The following is a 20,048-nucleotide window of genomic DNA, read 5'->3' on the forward strand; positions in this document are numbered from 1 at the left end:
AAGGAGGGCGACCTCATCGTCGTCCTGGAAGCCATGAAGATGGAACAGCCCCTCAACGCACACCGCTCCGGCACCATCAAGGGCCTGAGCGCCGAAGTCGGCGCCTCCATCACCTCCGGCGCCCCCATCTGCGAAATCAAGGACTGAAGGCTCCACGTCCATCGCCTTCTCCACCGTCGTCACCACGGCGCCTCCGGGCCCGGCCCGGCCACCGCCAAGCGCCCGATCCACGGCGGAGCCGAGGCCGTCCCGCTCGATCCGCCCGCCTCGGACGGCGCGCGGCAGCCGTGTACAGGGTCATGGGTGGTCCTCCCTGTGCCGGCGCCACGGACTGCGGCCGTGTCCCCTCACCGAACCGGCGAGGGGACACGGCGAGGCGCACAAAGACTCACAACAGGCACATCACACCGGACCCTTCACCTCACCGAATCGGAAGCCCTCCATCCAGTCCCTCCGGGTCTCCTCGATGTGGACGGGTTCTCGACCAGGATCACCCGTGTCCGCCAGGAGCTTCGCGAGCTTGTCCACCCGTCATCGATCGATCTGTCCAGCCGGAGGCTGCGGCACCTGGCCGGGCAACCGGCCGATCACCGGCGGGAGACCGGCACGCGACGGCGGCGCCTGCCAGTCGGCGGTCAGGCCCTGCCCGCCCTGACCCACCTGCGACGCGGCGACACGTACGCCCGGCTTGCCGCAGGGTTCGAGATCGGCATCGCGACCGTCCACCGCTGCATACGCGAGGCCGTCGAAGTGCCCGCCGCCCGCGCGCGGACCCTGGCCCAGGCCATGACGACCGTCCGGACGAAGGCGTACGTGATCCTGGACGGCACCCTCCCGCCCATCGACCGGATCGCCGCCGACACCCCGTACCACTCGGGGAAACACCAGCGCCACGCCATGAACGTCCAGGTCATCACGGATCCGTTCGGCCGACTGCTGTGGGCTTTTACGGCCCTGCCCGGCTCCACCCACGACCTGACCGCCGCGCGTGAACACGGCATCACCGACATCGTGACTGCCGTCGTCGTCCTTCACCACGCCTCAACCTGAGGTTGGAAAAGGCTCACTGGCGCGACGAGGGCTACGACATTCGGCGGGCCCGGAATGATCGGCCTTTGGCCCGGTTCCCGCACTCGGCCATCTGACACCACTGTCCCGACCGGTTCTTGGAGTGGTCGTAGAACGCCCACTGACAGTCTTCCGCCGGGCAGACCTTGAGCCGTCTCCAGGTGCCCTCGAAGAACGCCAGGCCGACGATCGACAGGATCCGTCCCAGGGCCTGGGTCACCCCTCCCGTTCCGGCGGGCGCCAGGGTCTGCGTCCCGTAGGAGGAGAAACGCAGCCGCACCTCCCCGCGCCCGGCGATCTCGTCCAGAACCAGACAAACACTCGGCGGCACGGCCTGACCCGAGTTGGCCCGGGAAAGCGCACGGAGAGACTCGCGCGCTTCGCCGACACGCCTGCAATCGTCCTCGCCGAGCGGTCCGCCCACCTCGATCAACCTGGCAAGCGGCTCCCCGGCACCTCGCCGCCCCGGGTGTTGGCTCGGGGCGGGAAGCTGGGGAGCCGCCCGGTGTGAGGACCTGACGGGATCGCCGCTCAGCGGCTTGCTAGGGCCGGGCGTATGGCCGAGTCATGATCTCCATGTTGTGGCCGCCCGGGTCGTCGAAATACGCGCCGCGTCCGCCGAAGAGGCGGTTGATCTGGCCGGGTTCGGTGTGGTTGGGGTCGGCGTAGTAGGTGACCCCGACCGCCTCCAGGCGGGCGATCATGGCGTCGAAGTGCTCGTCAGGCACGAGAAACGCGTAGTGCTGCGGCTGGATCGGCTCGTCACGCTTCTCGTAGTAGTCGAGTGTCACGCCGTTGCCCAAGTCGACTGGCAAGAACGGCCCGAAGGGTGCGCCGACCCTCAAACCCAGGATCGCGGCGATGAACTCGGCTGACAGGTGCCGGTCCGTGGCGTAGATGGCAGTGTGGTTCAGCTGGATGGCGTTGGCCGGCAGCTCAGCTTCATGCTGGCGCTGCTCATCATGTGGCATGTGTGGACGTGTCTCCGAGTCTTGGGTCCGCTGTTGAGCGCCGCGTGTGGGCGCTGGGAGGAAAGACAGGGAGGCATCGGCGGGGCTCTTGCCCGCCTCGCACTCACGCCGAGGCCGGGCGCCTCGCTCGTGTATGGCCTATGGCCGACCCGGCAGTCACCTGACCGACCTTACAGTAAAGGTGAAGGCCACCTGATCGGCCTGCGCCCTGAGTGCCCGATCTCCACAAGCGAAAACAGCAGGGCCTGAAAAATCCTGGCCTACCAGCGATATGCAACCGGGTGTGCACCCGACGCCCGGGGATACCTGCCGCTCATGAACGGGAACGCCCTTTTGCCGCAGCGGCTGTGAGCTCAGGCAGCGCTCCACTGGTGCGCGCGGCCGCCACGCCAATCGATCCGATGGTCGTCGTCCAGGATGCGGTCGGGGTCGTGGATACCTGCGGCCGCGAGGAAAGACTGGCCCGGCTCGTTGGGAGGCGCGACTCGATGTCCGTCAGTGAGCCTCGTGGGCCTGCCAGAGGGGCGCTCTCTGTAGGTGAGCCCTCAGCACGCCACCTCCCGCCCACAACGCCGCCCTCAGCCCACTCCGTCACGTGACGGAGTGGGGGTGCGCAGGGCGGACTGATGCTGTCCCCATCTGGCCTTGATGAAGGCGCTGAGACGGTCCTCCAGCAGCACTGTGGCCGCACAGCCGAAGGCGATGTCCGCTTCCAGACCGGGCTCGTCTGCCAAGAGACCGCCGATGACGTCGTCGCGTACGAGCTGCTCGTGAACGGCGTCGGCTTCGACGTGCTCGGCGTAGAAGTGCACTGCGGCCTGACCGGCCTCGCAGCGTTGCATGGCTTTGGCAAGCCGCCGCGAGCCGGGAGAGGACGTGACCTCCACACAGGCGAAGTGGCCCACGAGCGCTCCGCGCAAGGCCCGGTGCAGACCGAACAGCGACATCAAGTTGACGGTGGCGAGAAGCGGGGCGGGGGCTTGGTCCAGGTAGCGGCCATATCTCGAATCGAGGCCGAGGTCTTCCATCAGTGCGGCGAAGAGCCGTGCATGAATGCGGTCGGCCCGGCCGGCGCCGAACTCGTCGTACTCGATCGCCACCATCGCCGCTTTGGCCCGCCCTGTCAGTCGGGGAATGACCCAGGCATGCGGATCGGCCTCTTTAAGGTGGTAGAGGGATCGCAGGGCCGCGTACTCCCGCAACTGCCAGAGCTCACCGTTCTTCTCGAGCTGATGGCTGAGGCTGTCGCCGAGGTCCACGGGTTCGACCAGCAGAGGAGCCAAAGCCTCCTGCACCGTGGTCGGTGCGCCCGAAAGATCGGCCCGCAGAGCATGCAGGAAGCGGTCCTCCATCTGCCCGCGCAGACGGAGCAGATCCGGATCCCATTCCCGCTCGTCGTCGACGCCATCGAAGCACCTGTAGTGGAGTTCGTACAGCAGGTATAGCGCGAGCTGGAGGTCCTCCCCCCACGGGTCGGCGACTTCCGCCGCGTCGGTGGCGCAGACGGGAGGAAGGCCGGTGCGCAAGGACGTGACGACCGCCGTCGACAGCGGACCACGTCCCTCGACCAAGGTCGCGCCGACGACGGAAGGGGTACGGGCAGCGCTCGCGGTCATCACAAAGTCCTGTCTTGTGGGTGCTCTAGATGTACTGATCGGACCGGTCCCCTGACACGGCGTGATCGGCGCCGCTGTCCCCTCGACAGTGAGCGACGTGTCGGGCTTTTGACGAGGGCGATGGCTCGTGTCGCACCACGGGTAGGCGCGGCTGCGGCGGCAGGTGCACAAGGCCACCATGAACCGCTCTGAACGGGCGACGCTCCCGTCCTCCAGGACAACCTCCACCGGCCCTTCCATCATCACCGGTCCGCCGGGCTCGGCTCGCACGCGGCACGTTCTCGGCGCCGAGGTGGCACCGATGGCGGGATCAGATTGCCTGGGCACGGATGACCACCAGCCCTTCGTTCGCCTCGCCCGCCTCACTGAACCCCTGTTTCCGCAGCCAGGCCCGTCGTGAGCGCAGGACCGGCCCCCACGGCACGCTCACCTTCGCTGTCACCTGCCCGAAGAGCCCAGCCTGCGCCAGTCGCTCCAAGGTGCGCTCCGGTCCGCACATCACGGAGTGCACCATGAGCAGAACACCGCCGGCCCGCAGGAGCACCGGCGCGCTCTCACAGATCCGGTCGATCACTACACGCCCGTCGGGGCCCGCATCCCAGGCACGTGCCGGCCCGCTGGAGGGCAGATCAGGACTCGGCGAGGGAACGTACGGAGGGTTTGCGAGAACGACGTCGAACCGGCGGCCCCGTGTACGAGCCGCGAAATCACCATGCAGGACCTGCACGGGCAGACGATGACGCAGCGCGTTCAGGCGTGCGGTGACCACCGCCCGCCGGGAGACGTCCACGGCCGTGACGCGTGCTCCTCTGGCCGCGGCGCTCAGCGCCAACGCCCCTGTTCCGGTGCCGATCTCCAGAACCTGCGTCGCCACTCCAAGGCTCTCGCGCCCCAGCTCGTCGGCAAGCAGGCGGGTATCAGCCTGGGGCCGGTACACCCCCGGCAGAGCCAGCAGATTTGAGGGGAGCACCCGGCGTGTCACAGCCGTACTGGGCACTGCAGCCTCCTGATCTTGTGTCCGCAGCGCGGAGTCGGATGGTCACGCTGGACTCCACAAGGGGCCGGACCCGATCCGTGAGGACCGGCCGTGGAATGCAGAGGCCAGGATGATCACGTCGCTGTGTACCCGTTCCCCGGCTTTCCTCACCCAGCTGTCCAGGTGACCCGCCGCTGGCCCCCAGCCACGAAGATCGTTGCTCCTGGTCCTGTTGCGGGATTTCGGGGCGGGGATGCTCGTCGACCGGGTTGTCAGGCATCAGAACGTCTCCTGAACGGGTCTGAGGTCAGCCGAGACGGTAGATATCGAGGGCGCCACGGGCATTGCTCGCTCCTGGCTGAGACCGGCACTGCGGCGATCTTGGATTCGAACTTCGATCGAGTACCCCTGTGCACCCGCCGCATGCGCATCACGGCTCCCCGCCCTTCTGGGCTGACGGGCACCTCGGCGGCCGGACAGACCTGGTGTTCGCCCTGCTGACACGCCGTACGGAATCCCGGCAGCCGGTCGGGGCGCCCCTCCCCCGGGGTCGACAAGTGCCCCGGAAGGCGACGGAGACGTTGCCGCGCCGGGCCGACGCGCCTTCACTTTCGCTCCGTGTTGGGAAACACGTACTCGTCGAGGACCAGGCCGACGGCGACGGCCGCCGGGATGGCGACGAGGGCGCCGATGATGCCGAGGAGCGCCCCGCCGACCAGCACCGCGAGGACGGTGACCAGCGGGTGGACGTCGACCGCGAACTTCATGGCCCTCGGCACGATGAGGTAGTCCTCGACGACCCGGAAGACGACGTAGAAGACCGCGGTCCCGATCGCGATGGGCAGGGACACGGACAGCGCGACGAGGCTGACGACGATGCCGGCCAGAGTGGAGCCGACGATCGGGATCAGGTCCATCAGCGCGGTGAAGATGCCCAGGGCGGCTGCGTAGGGGACGCCGGTGCCCGCGCACCAGGCGAAGGTCGCCAGGCCGGCGATACCCGAGGTGACGAGGTTGCCGAGCATGAACTTCCCTATCCGGTTCATGATCTCTTCGGCCACGCCCTCGACGCGTTCGCGCCGGCTCGCGGCCACGAAGCGGTAGCAGAACTGTTTGATGGCCGGCAGGGCCGCCATGCAGTACAGGGTCACCGTGATCACGATCGCCGTCGACGTGAGGGTACTCAGGACCATCTGGCCTGCGCCCAGGACACCCCCCGCCAGGCCGGTCGCTCCGCCTCCCGAGCCGATCTGCTGCTTGGCCTTCTCGACCAGGTGGTAGCGGTCCTCCAGACGGCCGATCGCCGACTGGTGGTCGTGGACCTGCTGCAACCAGCCGGGCACCGCGTCGACCACTGCGGACACCTCCTTGGCCACCGGCGGAATGACCAGAGCCAGGAACCCGCCGAGTACCACGACGAACCCCGTCAGCACGATCGCGACGGCCCAGCCGCGCCGCAGACCCCGGCGCGTGAACCACACGACGAGTGGTTCCAGACTGATGGCGATGAACACGGCCAGCAGCAGCAAGGTCAGCATCGAACTGACCCGCAGAACAGTCTGAACGGCGAGCCACGCCAGACTCGCGCCCAGGCCCAGAGCGAACCCCACCGTCACCCACGACCGTCTGCGACCGCCGCGGGGATCTCGACGCGGCGGCTCCAGGGGCGCCTTCCGAGACGCCTCCACGGCTTCCGCCGGGCCGGGGCTGGAGCCGTGTACGCCGGTCCTTTCCACCGCGCCGTGCTCCCGCCGAACGGACTCGGGCCCGGGCCCGGACTGCGCAGACATCGCGACGCCTCTCCTCGACTGCCTCGAACGGGCGTGGGGCGCATCACTCGGGAATCCTGAGCGCCTCCCGCCCTGTGCCGTCGCCCACGAGCAGTTCGTCCGAGACGCGTTGCGGCACAGATCCGGGTACCCAGGGACTGCGCTCGTACCGCGTCCGTGCCCCGCCCAGCGCGTCGTGAGCCGACCGGGACACGCAAATGGTGAACGCTTGGCCGACATCCGATCTCTTGAGGCGGGAGCCGAACACCGTGACCGATCTCGATCCCTTCACCGACCTGCTCGACTACCCGATGTACGTCGTGACCGCGGAGGCCGACGGGGAAAGAGCCGGCTGCCTGGTCGGATTCGCCTCGCAGTGCTCGATCAGGCCCGCCCGGTTCATGGTCTGGCTGTCCAGAGCCAACCGGACATACCGGGTGGCCGAGCACGCCGAACGGCTCGCGGTCCATCTGCTCCGCCGCGACCAGGACCGGCTGGCCCGGCTCTTCGGCGGCGAGACCGGCGACCGTACGGACAAGTTCACCGACGCCCCGTGGCACCCGGGACCGGGCGGATCACTGATCCTCGACGAGGCCCCCGCCTGGTTCGTCGGCCGCGTGGAGAACCGGATCGACGGCGGCGACCACGTCGGTTTCCTGCTCGCTCCGGAGGCGGCGGAAAATCTCGCGGACAGCCGCACCCCCCTGCTGACACTGAACGACACCCATGACATCACCCCGGGCCACCCGGCGAACTGAGCAACGCCTCTTCCCCGGCTAACGCAGTCGCCTGCGCCGTATCACCGCTCCCAGACCCACCACCGCTCCCGTCGCGGCGGCCGACACAAGCCCGCGGTGTCGCGCAAGTGCCGCCTGGACCGAGCGGGGGTGGGACGTCTCGCCGAAGGAGCCGTGTGCTCCGTAATCGTGTGCCGGGGCTTCGTCCGCGGGGTGCCAGAGGTTGGCCGTGCGGGTGCCGGATTCGCTGCCGTCGGTCTGCTGCGACGCGAAGCCGGTGCGCGCGAGGTAGCGCTCCAGCAGGCGGGAGCCAGTTTGTTCGCGAGGATCGTCGCGGCGGTGGACGCTCCTACGTAGTACTGCTTGCGGTGCGGATGGTCCGCTGCGTTGACGACGGCCCTGGCGGCCACCTCCGGCTGGTAGATGGGCGGTACGGGCTGGGGGTGCTTCGGCAGCCGGGACAACACCCAGGAGAACTGTGAGGGGTTGACCGCCGGCATCTGCACCACGGTGACCCTCACGTGGCTGTGTTGGTGCATCAGCTCGGTGCGCACGCTCGACGTGAAGCCGTTGACGGCGTGCTTGGCACCGCAGTACGCGGACTGCAGGGGGGATGGACCGGTCGCCGAGCGCCGAGCCGACCTGCACGATCACGCCCGCGTCGCGCGGGATCATGCGCTGGAGCGCGGCCCGGGTGCCGTGCACGAAGCCCAGACAGCTCACCTCAGTGACCCGCTTGTACTCGTCGGGCTCGATCTCCATGAACGGCGCGAACACCGACGTGAAGGCGTTGTTGACCCAGATGTCGATCGGCCCGAAGGCTTCCTCGGCGGTCACGGCCGCGGCCTCGACCTGTGCGGGGTCGGCCATGTCGGTGGGGACGGCGAGGGCACGACCGCCCCTTTCCTCGACATCGGCGGCCGTGGCGTCGAGGCCCGCCTTGCCCCGCGCGGGGAGAACGACGTTCGCGCCACGCTCGGCGAAGAGGCGTGCGGCGGCCCGGCCGATGCCGGCGCTGGCCCCGGTGATGACAACGGTCTGCTGGTTCATGCTCGTCCTGTTCGTCTCGGAAGTCGTGAGGGGAAGCCGGAACTTCAGTCAGGTGGGTGTTTCAGGGGCGAGGGTGGCCGCGGTGTCGAGCATGAGAGCGTGGACGAAGCCTGCGGCAGGTTGCACGCGACTGCCGTTGGGCGATTCCTGTCCCGGCCTACCCCGTCCGGTACTTCTCCGCCTGGTCGGCGCGGAGGGTCAGGCCGTGGCCGGGTGCGCCGTTGGCACCCGGGCGGACGCCGCCTCCCTGGGGGTCGAGGGTTCCGTCGAAGAAGAGGTCCTCGATGCGTGTGTGGTCGTGGAACCACTCCAGATGGCGCAGGTTGGGAATCGCGGCAGCCGCGTGCACGTGCGGGGCGCAGTGTCCGGAGAGTTCCAGTCCGGCGGCTTCCGCGAGGGCTGCCGCCCGCAGCCAGACCGTGATTCCGCCGCAGCGGGTGGCGTCGGCCCGGAGGCAGTCCACGGATCCGGCGCCGAGCATGTGCCCGAAGTAGGCGAGGGTGTAGCCGTATTCGCCCGCGGTCACCTCGGGTGCGACGGATGCCCGGACCTGCGCCAGCCCGGCCAGGTCGTCCGAGGAGACGGGTTCCTCGAACCATGTCACGCCGAACTCGTCGAGGTGGCGAGCCATGCGGATCGCCTACTTGCGGCCGTACGCGCCATTGGCGTCGACGTAGAGCTCCGCCGCGTCGCCGATGCTGCGCCGCGCCTGCGCGACCCGCTCGCGGTCCCGCTGCTCGGCCCGCCCCCAGGACTCCCCGATCTTGATCTTCACCTGCGGGATTCCCTGGTCCTCGACCCAGCCGCGCAGTTGACGACGCAGCTGGTGCTGGTCGTACGTCGTGAAGCCGCCGCTGCCGTACACGGGCACGTGGCTGCGGCTCGCGCCGAGTAGCCGTACCAGAGGCAGGTCGAGGAGGCGGGCCTTGAGGTCTCAAAGGGCGATGTCGACGGCCGAGACGGCGCCGGCGATGAGACTGGGCCGGCCGGCGTTGCGGACAGCTCTGTTCATCGCCTCGTCGGCGGCGACTCGTCCCAGACGCACCGGCCGGTCACGACGTCGGCGAGTTGCCGCTCGATGACGTGGGCGGTCGCCGCCGCGCCGTAGGTGTGTCCGAGTCCTGTGGCGCCGCCGCCGCTGACCTGGATCACGATCATGGTGGTCGAGTCCCAGACCAGCGTGCCGTCGCCCTCCGGGGTGTCGGTGGGGACGGTGCAGACGGCGGTCTCGACCCGGTCCACGAACGGTTGGCCGTCGACGGCGGTGTGCAGCAACTCACCTTCTCCAGCGGGGCCCAGGGGGTGGTCGGCGGTGATGAGTTCGGCCATACCGTTCATCTGCATGGCTCCGTCGCCCACGATCGCGAGCGCGGGACGATCGGGATGGGCGAACTTCGCGCCGATGACGTAGGGCACCCCCGGCCCCATGGTCGCGAGTGTCCCGGACAGGGAACCACGCATGGCGCCGCGCATCCGCAGGTGCCGTGCGTACCAGTTGGCGGCGGAGCCGGAGTCGGCGGCCAGGATCACGTCGTCCGGCAGGAGTGCGTCGAGCGCGTGCACCACGTACTCGGGGTTGATGGGGTCCGCGTCCACGGCCGCACGCCGCTCCATGACCTCCCACCAGCGGGCCGTGTCCTTCTCGATCTTCTTGCGCCACTTCCCGTGCTGCTTCCGCTTCAGCTGCGGCAGCAGGGCCTTGAGCGTCTGCTTCGCGTCACCGACGAGGTTGACCTCGAAGGGGTAGCGCAGCCCGATCATGAACGGGTCGATGTCGATCTGCACGGCGCGGGCCTGGCCGAACTCGGGCAGGAACTGCGTGTACGGGAAGCTGGAGCCGATGACCAGCAGGGTGTCGCAGTCCTGCATCAACTCGTAGGAAGGGCGGGTGCCGAGCAGCCCGATCGATCCGGTCACATACGGCAGATCGTCCGGCAGCGCGTCCTTGCCGAGCAGGGCCTTGGCCACCCCGGCGCCGAGCACGTCGGCGATCTCCTCCACCTCGGCCCTGGCACCGCGCGCGCCCTGCCCGATCAGGATCGCGACCTTCTCGCCGGCGTCCAGCACCTCGACCGCGCGAGCGAGGTCCGACGCGGCCGGGACCGGCGCGGAGTGTGTCAGGCCGAGGCTGGACGGCACCATCTTGAAGGCGTGGGTCGGCTCCGAGTAGGTCAGCTCCTGTACGTCGGCGGGGATGATCACTGCTGTCACCGTGCGCTTGGCGTACGCGGTGCGCATGGCCCGGTCGATGACGTTGGGCAGTTGCTCGGGGACGGTCACCATCTCGCAGTACTCGGAAGCGACGTCCTTGTAGAGGCTCAGCAGGTCGACCTCCTGCTGGTAACTACCGCCCATCGCACTGCGGTTGGTCTGTCCGACGATGGCGACGACCGGAACGTGGTCGAGCTTGGCGTCGTAGAGGCCGTTGAGCAGATGGATCGCTCCGGGGCCCGAAGTCGCCGCGCAGACGCCGACCTTGCCGGAGAACTTGGCGTAGCCGACGGCCTCGAACGCGGACATCTCCTCGTGCCGCGACTGGACGAACTTCGGCTTGTTGTCGGATCGGCCCCAGGCCGCGAGGAGGCCGAACTCGTCCGGGCTGCCTGACGGCCCGGCCGGAATCCAGCACCGTCACCGGACAGGAACGGCACGCATGTCCGAGTGGCCGTAGTGCCCGCCCCGCCGCGTTGGCGGGCACTACGAACGCCCGCCAACGCGCCCCATCAGCCTCATCGTCGTGCAGGGCGGCTGCGTACATGAGTTGTGACGCCGTTCGACACGACCCCAGGGCCGTAGAAGACGAAGCTGCCCGGAACACTTTGCGTCCCGGGCAGCCTGCGTGGGCGGCAGTCGCGAAGTTCCTGGCAGAGCCTGCGGGTCTTTGCCGTCTCAAGCCGCGGCCGTCGGGTTCGCGGATTCGGCGGCGCGGCGGTATTCGGCGTTGATGCGCTGGGCTTCTTCGAGCTGGTCTTCGAGGATGACGATGCGGCAGGCGGCTTCGATGGGGGTCCCGTGGTCGACGAGTTCCCTGGCGCGGGCGGCGATGCGCAGCTGGTAGCGGGAGTAGCGGCGGTGTCCGCCCGCGGAGCGCAGGGGGGTGATGAGGCGGGCTTCGCCGATCGCGCGGAGGAAGCCCTGGGTGGCGCCGAGGAGTTCGGCGGCCCGGCCCATCGTGTAAGCGGGGTAGTCGTCGTCCTCGAGACGGCCGTATGAGTCGTCTGCTGTCATTGCACCTCTCTGTGGAACGCATGGAGGGGCCCTGGCGCCATTGGCGCCAGGGCCCCGAAGGAACTGCTACACCATCTGCCGGCCCTGATACTGCGCCGGCCTCACGTTTCCGCAGACCCGACCGAGATGCTGTCGGGGTGCGGGGATCGCGGTTGCTTGACCGGAGACCACCTCACTATCGATGTCCTGCGGTACCCGGGCTCAACGCTTACGCCCGGGCGATCCTGATGGCGCCTCGCTCCTCCGTTCTTCCCTCTGGGATCAATCAGTTACCAAGCCGGGACTGCGTACTGCTCTACTGCGTACTGCTGGTGATGCGAACGGCTCAGTGGCCTGAGACAGCGCCACTCTTCGGCAGCCAGCCCCGTCGCCCGTCCTGCGTCTGCTCTGGCTTGGAACCCCACTGCCGAACTTCCTGGTGCGCGCGCCCGCAGCCGACGCCTTCACCGAGGTGCTGCTCACTGACTTCACTGCTGGGTCCTGCGAACTGCACTTACGGGTGCTGCTCACGGCGGTCCCTGATCACCGCGGGCCACCCGGTCCGGTCGTCAGTCCCGTCGCCGTCCTGAAACAACACCCTGGCTTCGAAAACTCCACCACCGCACCGTCCTGTGCACTGCAACTGCTGTGCTGCTGCCCGGCAGTTCGTGTCTGCCGGGCCCTGCTGTCTCTCTGGGCTACGAGAGAAGCCATAGCCAGGCCACCGACCAATGTCTACTGTGAACAACACAGATTTTCGCGTGTCCGACAGGGAGGCAATCGGCCTCGAACAGCGACGACAGGAGGCGCACAGCCGTCACTGCGGGGTCAAACGGACCTCGCGCCAAGGCACAAGCACGCGCAGACGAACGGGCATGACGATCCAGAGACCGGGGGACCTGATGGACACGCCGAGCGTCAACGTCGCAACCGCCCGTTCCACGGGATCCATCGCCAGGGCACGCGAACACCCGGGGCTTCCTCGAAGGTCTCGCACATCGCGGCCGAGGTCGCCGGCACTATGGCCCTGGTCGTCTCGGAGCTCGCCACCAACGCCCTGCGCCACGGCGGCGGAACCCGCACCCCGGAGCTGACCGCGCACCCGGACAGCATCGAGGTCGCCGTGCACGACCGCAGCCTCCAGGCGCTGCGCACCCCCGACCTGAGCGGAGGGACCGGGGGCTTCGGCTGACCCATGGTCGACCGTCTCGCGCGCGCCAGCGCCGTGACCCGCCAGACGGCCAACGGCAAGACGGTCAGCCCCCTCCTCACCCGGTAGCACCACGGCAACAGCACCGTGCGGTGGACCGTTACTCGCGCCACTGTTCATCTGCTGGTGGGCACAGCACGGGTGCCGGACAGCGCAAATCCCGGCAACCGGGCTGCCGGGATCACGCGTGGTGCGCCTACTTGGGCTTGATCGCGTCCTTGGCCTTCTCCTTGGCCGCACGCAGGTCGCCCTTGGACTCCTCGGCGCGCCCCTCGGCCTTCAGGGACTCGTTGCCCACCGCACCGCCGACGACCTTCTTGACCTTGCCCTTGGCCTGCTCGCCCTTGGCCTGAGCCTTCTCGTCCGCAGCCACAACCACTCACACCCTGTCTCGATCGAAATAGGTTCGCCCCCGTGTCACCCCAGATTCCATCCTTAAACCGGAAGGGTTGCGCAGGACTTGTCGTAGCCGGGGGTGACCTAAAAGTTAAATAAGATCCGCAGGAGTAGAGAGCGCTCGGCAGGGCACACGAGGCCTCGGAGGTTGATAACTATGGTTCCTATTCTTCTTGTTCTTCTGCTCGCCCTGATCCTCTTCGGTGCGGGTTTCGCACTCAAGGCCCTGTGGTGGATCGCCGTGATCGTGCTGATCGTGTGGGTCCTCGGCTTCGTGATCCGCCCTGCAGCCAGCGGCGGCAAGCGTGGCCGCTGGTACCGCTGGTAAGCGGGCCCGAGCAGCGCACCAAAACGGGTGGGCCCCGACGCCATGGCGTCGGGGCCCACCCGTTTTCCGTCTCCCTGATACCGCAGGGATGAAAGTGGTGAATCTGCCGGTTCGGGGTACCTGGAGGTCATGGCCGGAGGTGACCGCGACGCCAGGAACCATGGCCTCCAGCACGGCACCTCCGGTCATCCCCTCTTCCCGCAGCCCGAGTGTGTGGTTTCAAGAAGCCTGGGCACCCGACTTTCTGAGGAAAAGTCACCGAATTCGATGACGCCTCGAAAGACTCCGCATTTCGACTGCGGGTTGGCAATGAATCTCGATGAGGGAGCCGTTCTTTATGAGTGACAACATCTGGGGCTACCAGCCGACCGCCGGCCACACCGCGGGCACCGACCTGACCGGGTACAAGGTCGAGGCGACCGACGGCAGTATCGGGAAGGTCGACAAGCACTCGGACGACGTCGACTCCTCGTACCTCGTTGTCGACACCGGCGTGTGGATCTTCGGCAAGCATGTCCTGCTGCCGGCCGGCACCGTGCAGAGGGTCGACCAGGCCGAGCGGAAGATCTACGTCGCCCTCACCAAGGACCAGATCAAGGACTCCCCCGAGTTCGACAAGGACAAGCACGTCGGCGACGCCGGCTACCACGAGCAGGTCGGCGGCCACTACCAGAGCCACCGAGGTATCTGACCTCAAGCACCAGCCCAGAAGTGGGGCCGCCGGGAGACTCTCCGGTCGGCCCCACTTCTCGTGTGCCGTGCGTCTCGCTGACGGATCCCGGCGAGGCTCGGGTCCGAACCCCGCACGTCGGCCGAGTGGCCCTCGCCCCGGTTCCCAACCCTGCCCACCGGCCGACCGAATCCGCTCGGATAGCTTGGTATGCATCCACCCAGCGCGGGTAAACGGCCGCTGGCCGGCTACCAGCGGCTGGCGGCACGGGGGCTGGATCACGTAGGGAGGGGCCCTGAGACGACGGTGACCGAGACAACACGAGCACGCACAGCAGCGCTGCCGGAGATAGCTGACCCTCGCAGGTCGCTCCGAAGGATGCCCGGCAGCTGTCCCGGCTCTTCTTCGACCAGCTCGCCGTCCTGGAAGAGGGCACGCCCTAGCACCAGTACGCGCGCAACACGCTCATCGAAATGAACATCACCCTCGTCCGGTACGCGGCCGCACGATTCCGCAGCCGCAGCCAGGACGAGATGGAGGACATCGTCCAGGTCGGCACCATCGGCCTCATCAAGGCCATCGACCGCTTCGAACTCACCCGCGAAGTCGAGTTCACCTCCTTCGCCGTCCCCTACATCGTCGGTGAGATCAAGCGCTTCTTCCGCGACACGAGCTGGGCCGTCCACGTCCCGCGGCGTCTCCAGGAAGCCCGCGTTCAGCTGGCGAAGGCCACCGAGGAGCTCCGCAGCCGGCTCGGGCGCACGCCCACGGTCAAGGAGCTGTCCGCGCTGATGTGCCTCAGTGAGGAGGAGGTCAACGAAGCGCGTCTGGCTTCCAACGGCTACAACTCGTCCTCCCTGGACGCCGCCATCAGCTCCGGCGACGACGGCGAGGCCGCGCTGGCCGACTTCATCGGCGCCGACGACAACGCCCTCGAACTCGTCGAGGACTTCAACGCCCTGGCCCCATGATCGCCGAACTCGACGACCGCGAACGGCGCATCATCCACATGCGGTTCGTCGAGGAACTCACCCAGGCCCAGATCGGCGAGCACCTCGGCGTCTCCCAGATGCACGTCTCCCGTCTGCTCAACCGCACCTTGGCCAAGCTGCGCGAAGGCATGCTCGCCACCAACTGACCTCGCTCGTTCGCAACATGCCGGCGGCGCTTCCCTCCTTGCGGGGTGGGCGGCGCCGCTGGTCCGTTCATCAGCGGGTGTCGGTGCGTGGGCGTGCTTCGACCGCTGGTGGGGGTCTTCGGCCACAACTGGTCTGCTGCGATGGCGTGTACGAGTGTCAGGCGGATCGGGCTGTGTCTCGTGGCGGGGAGACGGGTGGGCCGTCCTCCGGAGCAAGGCGGAGCGCTGGTAGCTGGGCATGCCGCCGAGGGCCTGGAGGAGGAGTTGATTCTTTGCATCCGGCCCCCGGACACAGAGGCCCCAGGGCCGGATCAGCCTGCCGCAGAGCGGGGGACGGTGGCCGTTGAGGCGTCCGGGTGGATGGTGAAGACCCGGTCGAGACCGATGATGGACAGGATGCGGGCGGTGTTGGCGGGGACCGCGGCCAGGGCCACGCCGCCACCTAGTTCGGTGGCCAGGTTGCGGGCGGCCAGCAGAGCGGTGATACCGCTGGAGTCGCAGAATTCCAGGCCGGCCAGATCCAGGACCAGCAGTTGCCCGCCGGTCAGGGTGAGACCGTCGAGGGTCTTGCGGAGATCTGGGGCGCTCTCGTAGTCGAGGTCACCGGTGATCTCCAGTACGGGACCGGTGGCGGCGTCTCGGGAGGTGATCGTCAGCGGGCTCATCTCAGGTCTTCACTCGCGGGGGTGGGCAGCGGGGCGGGCACGCCGAGGGCGAGCAGCGCGGTGTCGTCGTCGAGTCCGTCACCGAACCCGGTGAGGAGCCCGGTCAGGGCGGTGATCAGGGCCTGCGGTCCCGCAGCGGGCTGGGCGGTGGTGAAGGCGCGCAGGGCGTCCTCGCCGTACAGCTCGCGATCGGGCCCGGTGCGGGCCTCGGTCAGTCCGTCGGTGTAGAGCAGCAGGGTGTCGCCGGGAAAGAGCTGGGTGCGCGCGGTTTCGAACTGTGCGCCGGGCAGGACGCCGACGAGCATGCCGCCGGGGGTGGGCAGATAGTCCGCGGTGCCATCCGCGTGCTGGATCAGTGCGGAGGGGTGGCCGCCGGAGGCCAAGTGCACGCTGACGTGGTCGCTGCCCGGGTGCAGGACGCCGAATATCGCGGTGCAGTAGCGAGTGTCGCCGCTGGTGTACCGCTCGTGCAGCACGGTGTTCAGGGTGCTCAGCACGGTGACGGGGTCCGGGTCGTGCAGGGCGGCGGCCCGCAGCGTGTAGCGGGTCAGTGAGGTGACCGCGGCGGCCTGGGGGCCTTTGCCACAGACGTCGCCAAGGAAGAACGCCCATCGGTCTGCGTCGAGGGGGAACAGGTCGTAGAAGTCTCCGCCGAGCAGGTCCGGGGAGGCGGTGTGGTAGTAGGAGCCGGCCTCCAGGCCCGGGACCTTGGGCAGTTCGGCGGGCAGCAGGTTCTGCTGAAGGACGGCGAGGGCTTCCTGGAGCCGTTCGCGGTCGGCTTCCGCCTGCCGACGTGCTTCCTCCGCCGCCTGGCGGCCGCGCAGCAGCTCGGTCTCGTAGGCGCGGCGATCGCGGGCGTCGAAGACGGTGGTGCGGATCAGCAGCGGCTCGCCGTCGTCGCTGGTCTTCACCTTCGATGTGACCAGCACCGGCATCCGCTGTTTTCCGGCGGCTTTGATGTCCAGGGCGATGCCGCTGACCTCGCCCTTCATCTGCAACAACGGGGCGAAGTGCGTCTCGTGGTAGATCTTGCCGCCCACCGTGAGCAGATCGGCGAACCGCATCCGGCCCACCACCTGAGCCCGGGACAGACCCAGCCAGTCAAGCAACGTGGTGTTGATCTTCGCGATGGTGCCGTCCATCAATGTCGACAGGTAACCGCACGGCGCCTGCTCGTACAGCTCCTCGGCGCTGTCCTCCAGCAGTGAGATGAACACCGCGTCCGTGGCACCCACATCCGGCTCCTCGCCCGGGTCATGGCCGGTGCGGCACATCATCCGGCAGCACCGATGAAGTCGGTAATCGCTTGAACGGTGGCCTGCGGTGCGCTCAATTGCGGGCAGTGCCCCGTAGCCTCCAGCGTGACCAGGCGGCTGCCCGGGATCGCGTCGTTGACGAAGGCACCGACCTCGCGGGGGGCGATCACGTCCTGCTTGCATTCCAGCACCAGCGTCGGCATCGCGACCGTCTTGAGGTCGGCGCGGCTGTCGGACAGGAACGTCGTGCGCGCGAAGACCCGGGCCATGTCCGGGTCGGTCGCGCAGAACGAGGCGGTCAGCTCCTGGCCCAGTTCCGGCCGGTCCGCGTTCCCCATGATCACCGGGGCCATCGCGGCGGACCAGCCCAGATAGTTCGACTCCAGCGAATCCAGCAGCTCATCGATGTCGTCCGCGCTGAAACCGCCCCGATACCCGTCCTCGTCGATGTAGCGGGGCGAGGGAGCCACCATCACCAGGCGGGAGAACCGCTGCGGCGCCCTGGCCGCCGCGAGCACCCCGACCATGGCACTGACCGAATGCCCCACGAAGATCACATCCCGCAGGTCCAGTTCCTCACAGACCTCCAGCACATCCGAGGCGTAGCCCTCCAACGAGCTGTAGCGCTGCTCACTCCAGGCCGAAGGGTCCGAGCGGCCGGAGCCCACGTAGTCGAACAGCACCACCCGAAAGTCCACGGCCAGTACGGGGACCACCAGACGCCACATGTTCTGGTCACAGCCGAACCCGTGCGCCAGCAGGAGCACCGGCCCGTCCGCACGGCCGGTGACGGTAACGTTGTTCCTGCGACGGGTGTCCATGCCGCAAGTCTCGCATCACCCTCACCACCTGAAGCACGGGCCTGCTCCCTGGTGCTGTGCCCGCACCAGCCACAGTGGCAACGCGCACCGCGACCTCGCCGACAGCTTCGCCTTGGCACGAACCACCTCGGTCATGCCGGGTTCGGCGTCCACCGACCTTGCGTCGGCGAACCAACCACACAGTGGGAAGGCAAGGTGGCCGGTGCCGCATGCCGGGTCGAGCATGCCTCCGCGCCCTGATTGAGTTGCCCGGCGCACGAGGTCGGCGATCATCGCGTCGATTAGGGGAGCCGGAACCGGTCGTAGTAACCGGCGGTGCCCCGATACAGGTCGGGATCGAACATCACCGCGCCGGCCTTGGACCACCATCGCACCGGGCTGCCTGGCCCCAAGTATGCCGCGGGCAAGGCCACCCAGACACGCTCAGCCGTCACTCAGCGTGCACGCGCCACAGATGTTAAGCCAGATCCCACGACTCACCGGTGAAGCCACTCCTGTCCGGTGGACTGGAGTAGCTGCCTGCACGAATACCCGCCGCAGCTTTCGCAATGCGCCGCAATCGACAGAGACGGGCACACAGCGCGCACCTCCCCCTCCGCGGCCAGGGCATCCACGCGAGAGCGGGCAACGCAACCATCGCCCGATGGGCGTAGCGCCGCGTCGCTACGGCGAATCGTCCAAGGCATCAGTCGCCGGACTGGCCCGCCGATGGGTGCGGTGCTGTTGCCGGATTGCTTCCTCCAGGGCAATACGGATACCGAGGTTGAGTTCGCTGGTGTGTGCCCAGGCGGTGAGGAGTTCGGCGATGCGGTACAGAGTGACGTTGATGCGCTGGGAAACTTCTGTCAGGACGGTCCGGGCTTGGTCCGCTCGCAGGCGCCCGAGCGCCATGACGACACCCGTAGCCTGATCAATCACGGCGTGGACGGGCCGCTCGCGCGGCGGCTGGCTCGGTTGCTTCTGTAACGTCGCCGCCTCATCGGCAGTTGCGGGAGCCGCGAGCGTTTCGGCGCCCCAGGTTGCAGTTGCGGCCAGCGAGCGATCGCTATCACCAGCGTGAGGCCGCTGTCGGTCCTGGCTGGGGGTCAGCGGCTCACTCACTACCACTCGCCCCCGTTTTGGTCTGGGTTGTCGGGTCACCGTTCCAGCGCCTCTCTGCGTGCACGCACAACTTCGTATGATGAGACGGGACACTGCGTTGGGAGATATCGAATCGGTCAGTTGTGCGGCTCTGCGTCATGTCCTCGAGGAAGTGCAGGCAGAGGATGGCCGCTCCCGTTCGGGTAGTTGCTCAGAGCGCACCGCCTCCCGCCCTGGGCCCTCGACCAGTCCGTCGCCGCACAGGACTCACCGGGCTGGTCTGGGGATGACGCGTCGGGACGATCGGGGCCTCGCCAGACACGGGGGTGGGGGCTTTGTCGACGGTACAGACGTCGTCGACGGGTCCTCATGTCGGAAATCACACTAAATCGCCCCTGAACGGTTTGCTCAGGCTCGGGCCGATGCCGCTTCGGAACCGGCCCGAACGGATGGCCAGAGGTCCACCGCGCAGTCATACGTGGCCCGCCGAGGAAAGCCGCAGCTAGCGGGCAATCCCCGCGCAGCGTGCGCATCCGATCCGGCGCACTAACCCCCGCATGCCCGGCTCTCACCCGCAAACACCGCGACGGTGCGCCGCCTGCCCGTCATCGGCGACCACGACCTGATCGACATGGTCGCCCTCCCCGACCTCACAGCCGGCGACCTCGCATTCCCAGCAGCAGACCCTGACCACTCATCCCCCAGCCGGCTGCCGCCTTTGCCCGAAGTCTGGAGCGCTGGCCTGGGCGTGGCCGCTGCACTTGATGTTTCGGATTCCCTTCACCGTCGCTCAATGCCATGAGCTGGGGTACTCGGCGAGCATGGACAGATTCAGCCTTTCAGGGCGGAAAGACCAAAACGGTGACGACGATGTGCCGACGCCTGAGGAGGCCGGTCCCGGGCCCGAGGTGGAGCGGCGGGCGCCGGATGCGCCGACGGAGCTGCCCAGGCGGGCGTGGGGCAAGGTGTTCACCGGTAGTTTGCGGGAGTTCAAGAAGGACGAGCTGGCCGACCGGGCGGCGGCGCTGACGTACTACGGGGTCCTCGCCCTGTTCCCGGCCCTGCTGGTCCTGGTCTCCCTGCTGGGCAT

General features: G+C 68.1%; 16 protein-coding genes and 7 pseudogenes. 8 read left to right on the forward strand and 15 right to left on the reverse strand.

The features are described 5' to 3' along the window. Both ACFYW8_RS44045 and ACFYW8_RS44050 read left to right on the forward strand, forming a co-directional pair. Positions 1–147: acetyl-CoA carboxylase biotin carboxyl carrier protein subunit (locus ACFYW8_RS44045; RefSeq protein WP_389093655.1), on the forward strand; the 147-nt coding region annotated here is incomplete at its 5' end. 342 nt (positions 148–489) lie between these two features. Beyond that, a pseudogene (locus tag ACFYW8_RS44050) lies at positions 490–1,017 on the forward strand (transposase family protein); the annotation flags it as partial. 64 nt (positions 1,018–1,081) lie between these two features. Here ACFYW8_RS44050 and ACFYW8_RS44055 read toward each other — a convergent pair. From ACFYW8_RS44055 to ACFYW8_RS44080, 6 genes and pseudogenes are all read right to left on the reverse strand, one after another. Further along, a complete protein-coding gene (locus tag ACFYW8_RS44055) occupies positions 1,082–1,492 on the reverse strand; it encodes a CGNR zinc finger domain-containing protein (RefSeq protein ID WP_389093660.1) in 411 nt (136 codons plus the stop codon). Positions 1,493–1,610: 118 nt separating this feature from the next. Next, positions 1,611–2,039: a VOC family protein gene (locus ACFYW8_RS44060; RefSeq protein WP_389093604.1), complete on the reverse strand. Its 429-nt coding sequence runs from the start codon at positions 2,037–2,039 to the stop codon at positions 1,611–1,613. A 578-nt stretch (positions 2,040–2,617) separates the two neighbouring features. Beyond that, on the reverse strand, positions 2,618–3,655 hold the full coding sequence (locus ACFYW8_RS44065) for an iron-containing redox enzyme family protein (RefSeq protein ID WP_389093664.1): 1,038 nt from the start codon (positions 3,653–3,655) through the stop codon (positions 2,618–2,620). 129 nt (positions 3,656–3,784) lie between these two features. Next, a pseudogene (locus tag ACFYW8_RS44070) lies at positions 3,785–3,898 on the reverse strand (CDGSH iron-sulfur domain-containing protein); the annotation flags it as partial. Positions 3,899–3,965: 67 nt separating this feature from the next. After that, on the reverse strand, positions 3,966–4,652 hold the full coding sequence (locus tag ACFYW8_RS44075; RefSeq protein WP_389093608.1) for a HemK2/MTQ2 family protein methyltransferase: 687 nt from the start codon (positions 4,650–4,652) through the stop codon (positions 3,966–3,968). 584 nt (positions 4,653–5,236) lie between these two features. Next, positions 5,237–6,247 carry an AI-2E family transporter gene (locus tag ACFYW8_RS44080; RefSeq protein WP_389093613.1) on the reverse strand — a complete coding sequence of 337 codons (1,011 nt, stop codon included), beginning with the start codon at positions 6,245–6,247 and terminating at the stop codon, positions 5,237–5,239. Between the two features lie 422 nt (positions 6,248–6,669). Between ACFYW8_RS44080 and ACFYW8_RS44085 the strand changes: the two genes are divergently transcribed. Then, complete coding sequence (locus ACFYW8_RS44085; protein ID WP_389093618.1) at positions 6,670–7,158, forward strand: flavin reductase family protein; 489 nt, start codon at positions 6,670–6,672, stop codon at positions 7,156–7,158. An 18-nt stretch (positions 7,159–7,176) separates the two neighbouring features. On the opposite strand, the pseudogene ACFYW8_RS44090 reads toward ACFYW8_RS44085, so the two are convergent. The 4 genes and pseudogenes from ACFYW8_RS44090 to ACFYW8_RS44105 form a co-directional block, all read right to left on the reverse strand. Beyond that, positions 7,177–8,187, reverse strand: a pseudogene (locus ACFYW8_RS44090) (SDR family oxidoreductase). Between the two features lie 157 nt (positions 8,188–8,344). Beyond that, a pseudogene (locus tag ACFYW8_RS44095) lies at positions 8,345–9,429 on the reverse strand (enolase C-terminal domain-like protein). A gap of 66 nt (positions 9,430–9,495) precedes the next feature. Next, positions 9,496–10,773, reverse strand: a pseudogene (locus ACFYW8_RS44100) (thiamine pyrophosphate-requiring protein); the annotation flags it as partial. 303 nt (positions 10,774–11,076) lie between these two features. Then, positions 11,077–11,415 carry a MerR family transcriptional regulator gene (locus ACFYW8_RS44105; RefSeq protein WP_389093623.1) on the reverse strand — a complete coding sequence of 113 codons (339 nt, stop codon included), beginning with the start codon at positions 11,413–11,415 and terminating at the stop codon, positions 11,077–11,079. Between the two features lie 1,000 nt (positions 11,416–12,415). On the opposite strand from ACFYW8_RS44105, the gene ACFYW8_RS44110 reads away from it, so the two are divergent. Beyond that, positions 12,416–12,586 carry an ATP-binding protein gene (locus ACFYW8_RS44110; RefSeq protein ID WP_389093627.1) on the forward strand — a complete coding sequence of 57 codons (171 nt, stop codon included), beginning with the start codon at positions 12,416–12,418 and terminating at the stop codon, positions 12,584–12,586. Between the two features lie 214 nt (positions 12,587–12,800). Here the strand turns inward: ACFYW8_RS44110 and ACFYW8_RS44115 are convergent, their stop codons facing one another. Next, entirely contained in the window at positions 12,801–12,977 is a 177-nt protein-coding gene (locus ACFYW8_RS44115) for a CsbD family protein (protein WP_328557526.1), read from the reverse strand. Positions 12,978–13,157: 180 nt separating this feature from the next. On the opposite strand from ACFYW8_RS44115, the gene ACFYW8_RS44120 reads away from it, so the two are divergent. From ACFYW8_RS44120 to ACFYW8_RS44130, 3 genes and pseudogenes are all read left to right on the forward strand, one after another. Beyond that, positions 13,158–13,328, forward strand: coding sequence for a hypothetical protein (locus ACFYW8_RS44120; RefSeq protein WP_057605601.1), 171 nt, complete (start codon positions 13,158–13,160; stop codon positions 13,326–13,328). A 337-nt stretch (positions 13,329–13,665) separates the two neighbouring features. After that, on the forward strand, positions 13,666–14,019 hold the full coding sequence (locus ACFYW8_RS44125) for a PRC-barrel domain-containing protein (protein WP_389093634.1): 354 nt from the start codon (positions 13,666–13,668) through the stop codon (positions 14,017–14,019). Between the two features lie 285 nt (positions 14,020–14,304). Next, positions 14,305–15,136, forward strand: a pseudogene (locus ACFYW8_RS44130) (RNA polymerase sigma factor SigF). A gap of 311 nt (positions 15,137–15,447) precedes the next feature. On the opposite strand, the gene ACFYW8_RS44135 reads toward ACFYW8_RS44130, so the two are convergent. The 4 genes from ACFYW8_RS44135 to ACFYW8_RS44150 form a co-directional block, all read right to left on the reverse strand. Beyond that, positions 15,448–15,801, reverse strand: coding sequence for an STAS domain-containing protein (locus ACFYW8_RS44135; protein WP_389093637.1), 354 nt, complete (start codon positions 15,799–15,801; stop codon positions 15,448–15,450). Beyond that, complete coding sequence (locus ACFYW8_RS44140) at positions 15,798–17,078, reverse strand: SpoIIE family protein phosphatase (protein WP_389093642.1); 1,281 nt, start codon at positions 17,076–17,078, stop codon at positions 15,798–15,800. The genes ACFYW8_RS44135 and ACFYW8_RS44140 overlap by 4 nt, the downstream gene beginning before the upstream one ends. After that, positions 17,075–17,878 (reverse strand): alpha/beta fold hydrolase, encoded by an 804-nt coding sequence (locus ACFYW8_RS44145; RefSeq protein WP_389093647.1) that lies wholly within the window; start codon positions 17,876–17,878, stop codon positions 17,075–17,077. Before ACFYW8_RS44145 ends, ACFYW8_RS44140 begins: the two co-directional genes overlap by 4 nt. A 663-nt stretch (positions 17,879–18,541) precedes the next feature. Continuing rightward, a complete protein-coding gene (locus tag ACFYW8_RS44150; protein ID WP_389093650.1) occupies positions 18,542–18,979 on the reverse strand; it encodes an ANTAR domain-containing protein in 438 nt (145 codons plus the stop codon). Positions 18,980–19,779: 800 nt separating this feature from the next. Between ACFYW8_RS44150 and ACFYW8_RS44155 the strand changes: the two are divergent. Beyond that, a pseudogene (locus tag ACFYW8_RS44155) lies at positions 19,780–20,048 on the forward strand (ribonuclease BN); the annotation flags it as partial.

Source organism: Streptomyces sp. NPDC002742, from assembly GCF_042888885.1.
In the GTDB taxonomy this organism is placed as follows: Bacteria; Actinomycetota; Actinomycetes; order Streptomycetales; family Streptomycetaceae; genus Streptomyces.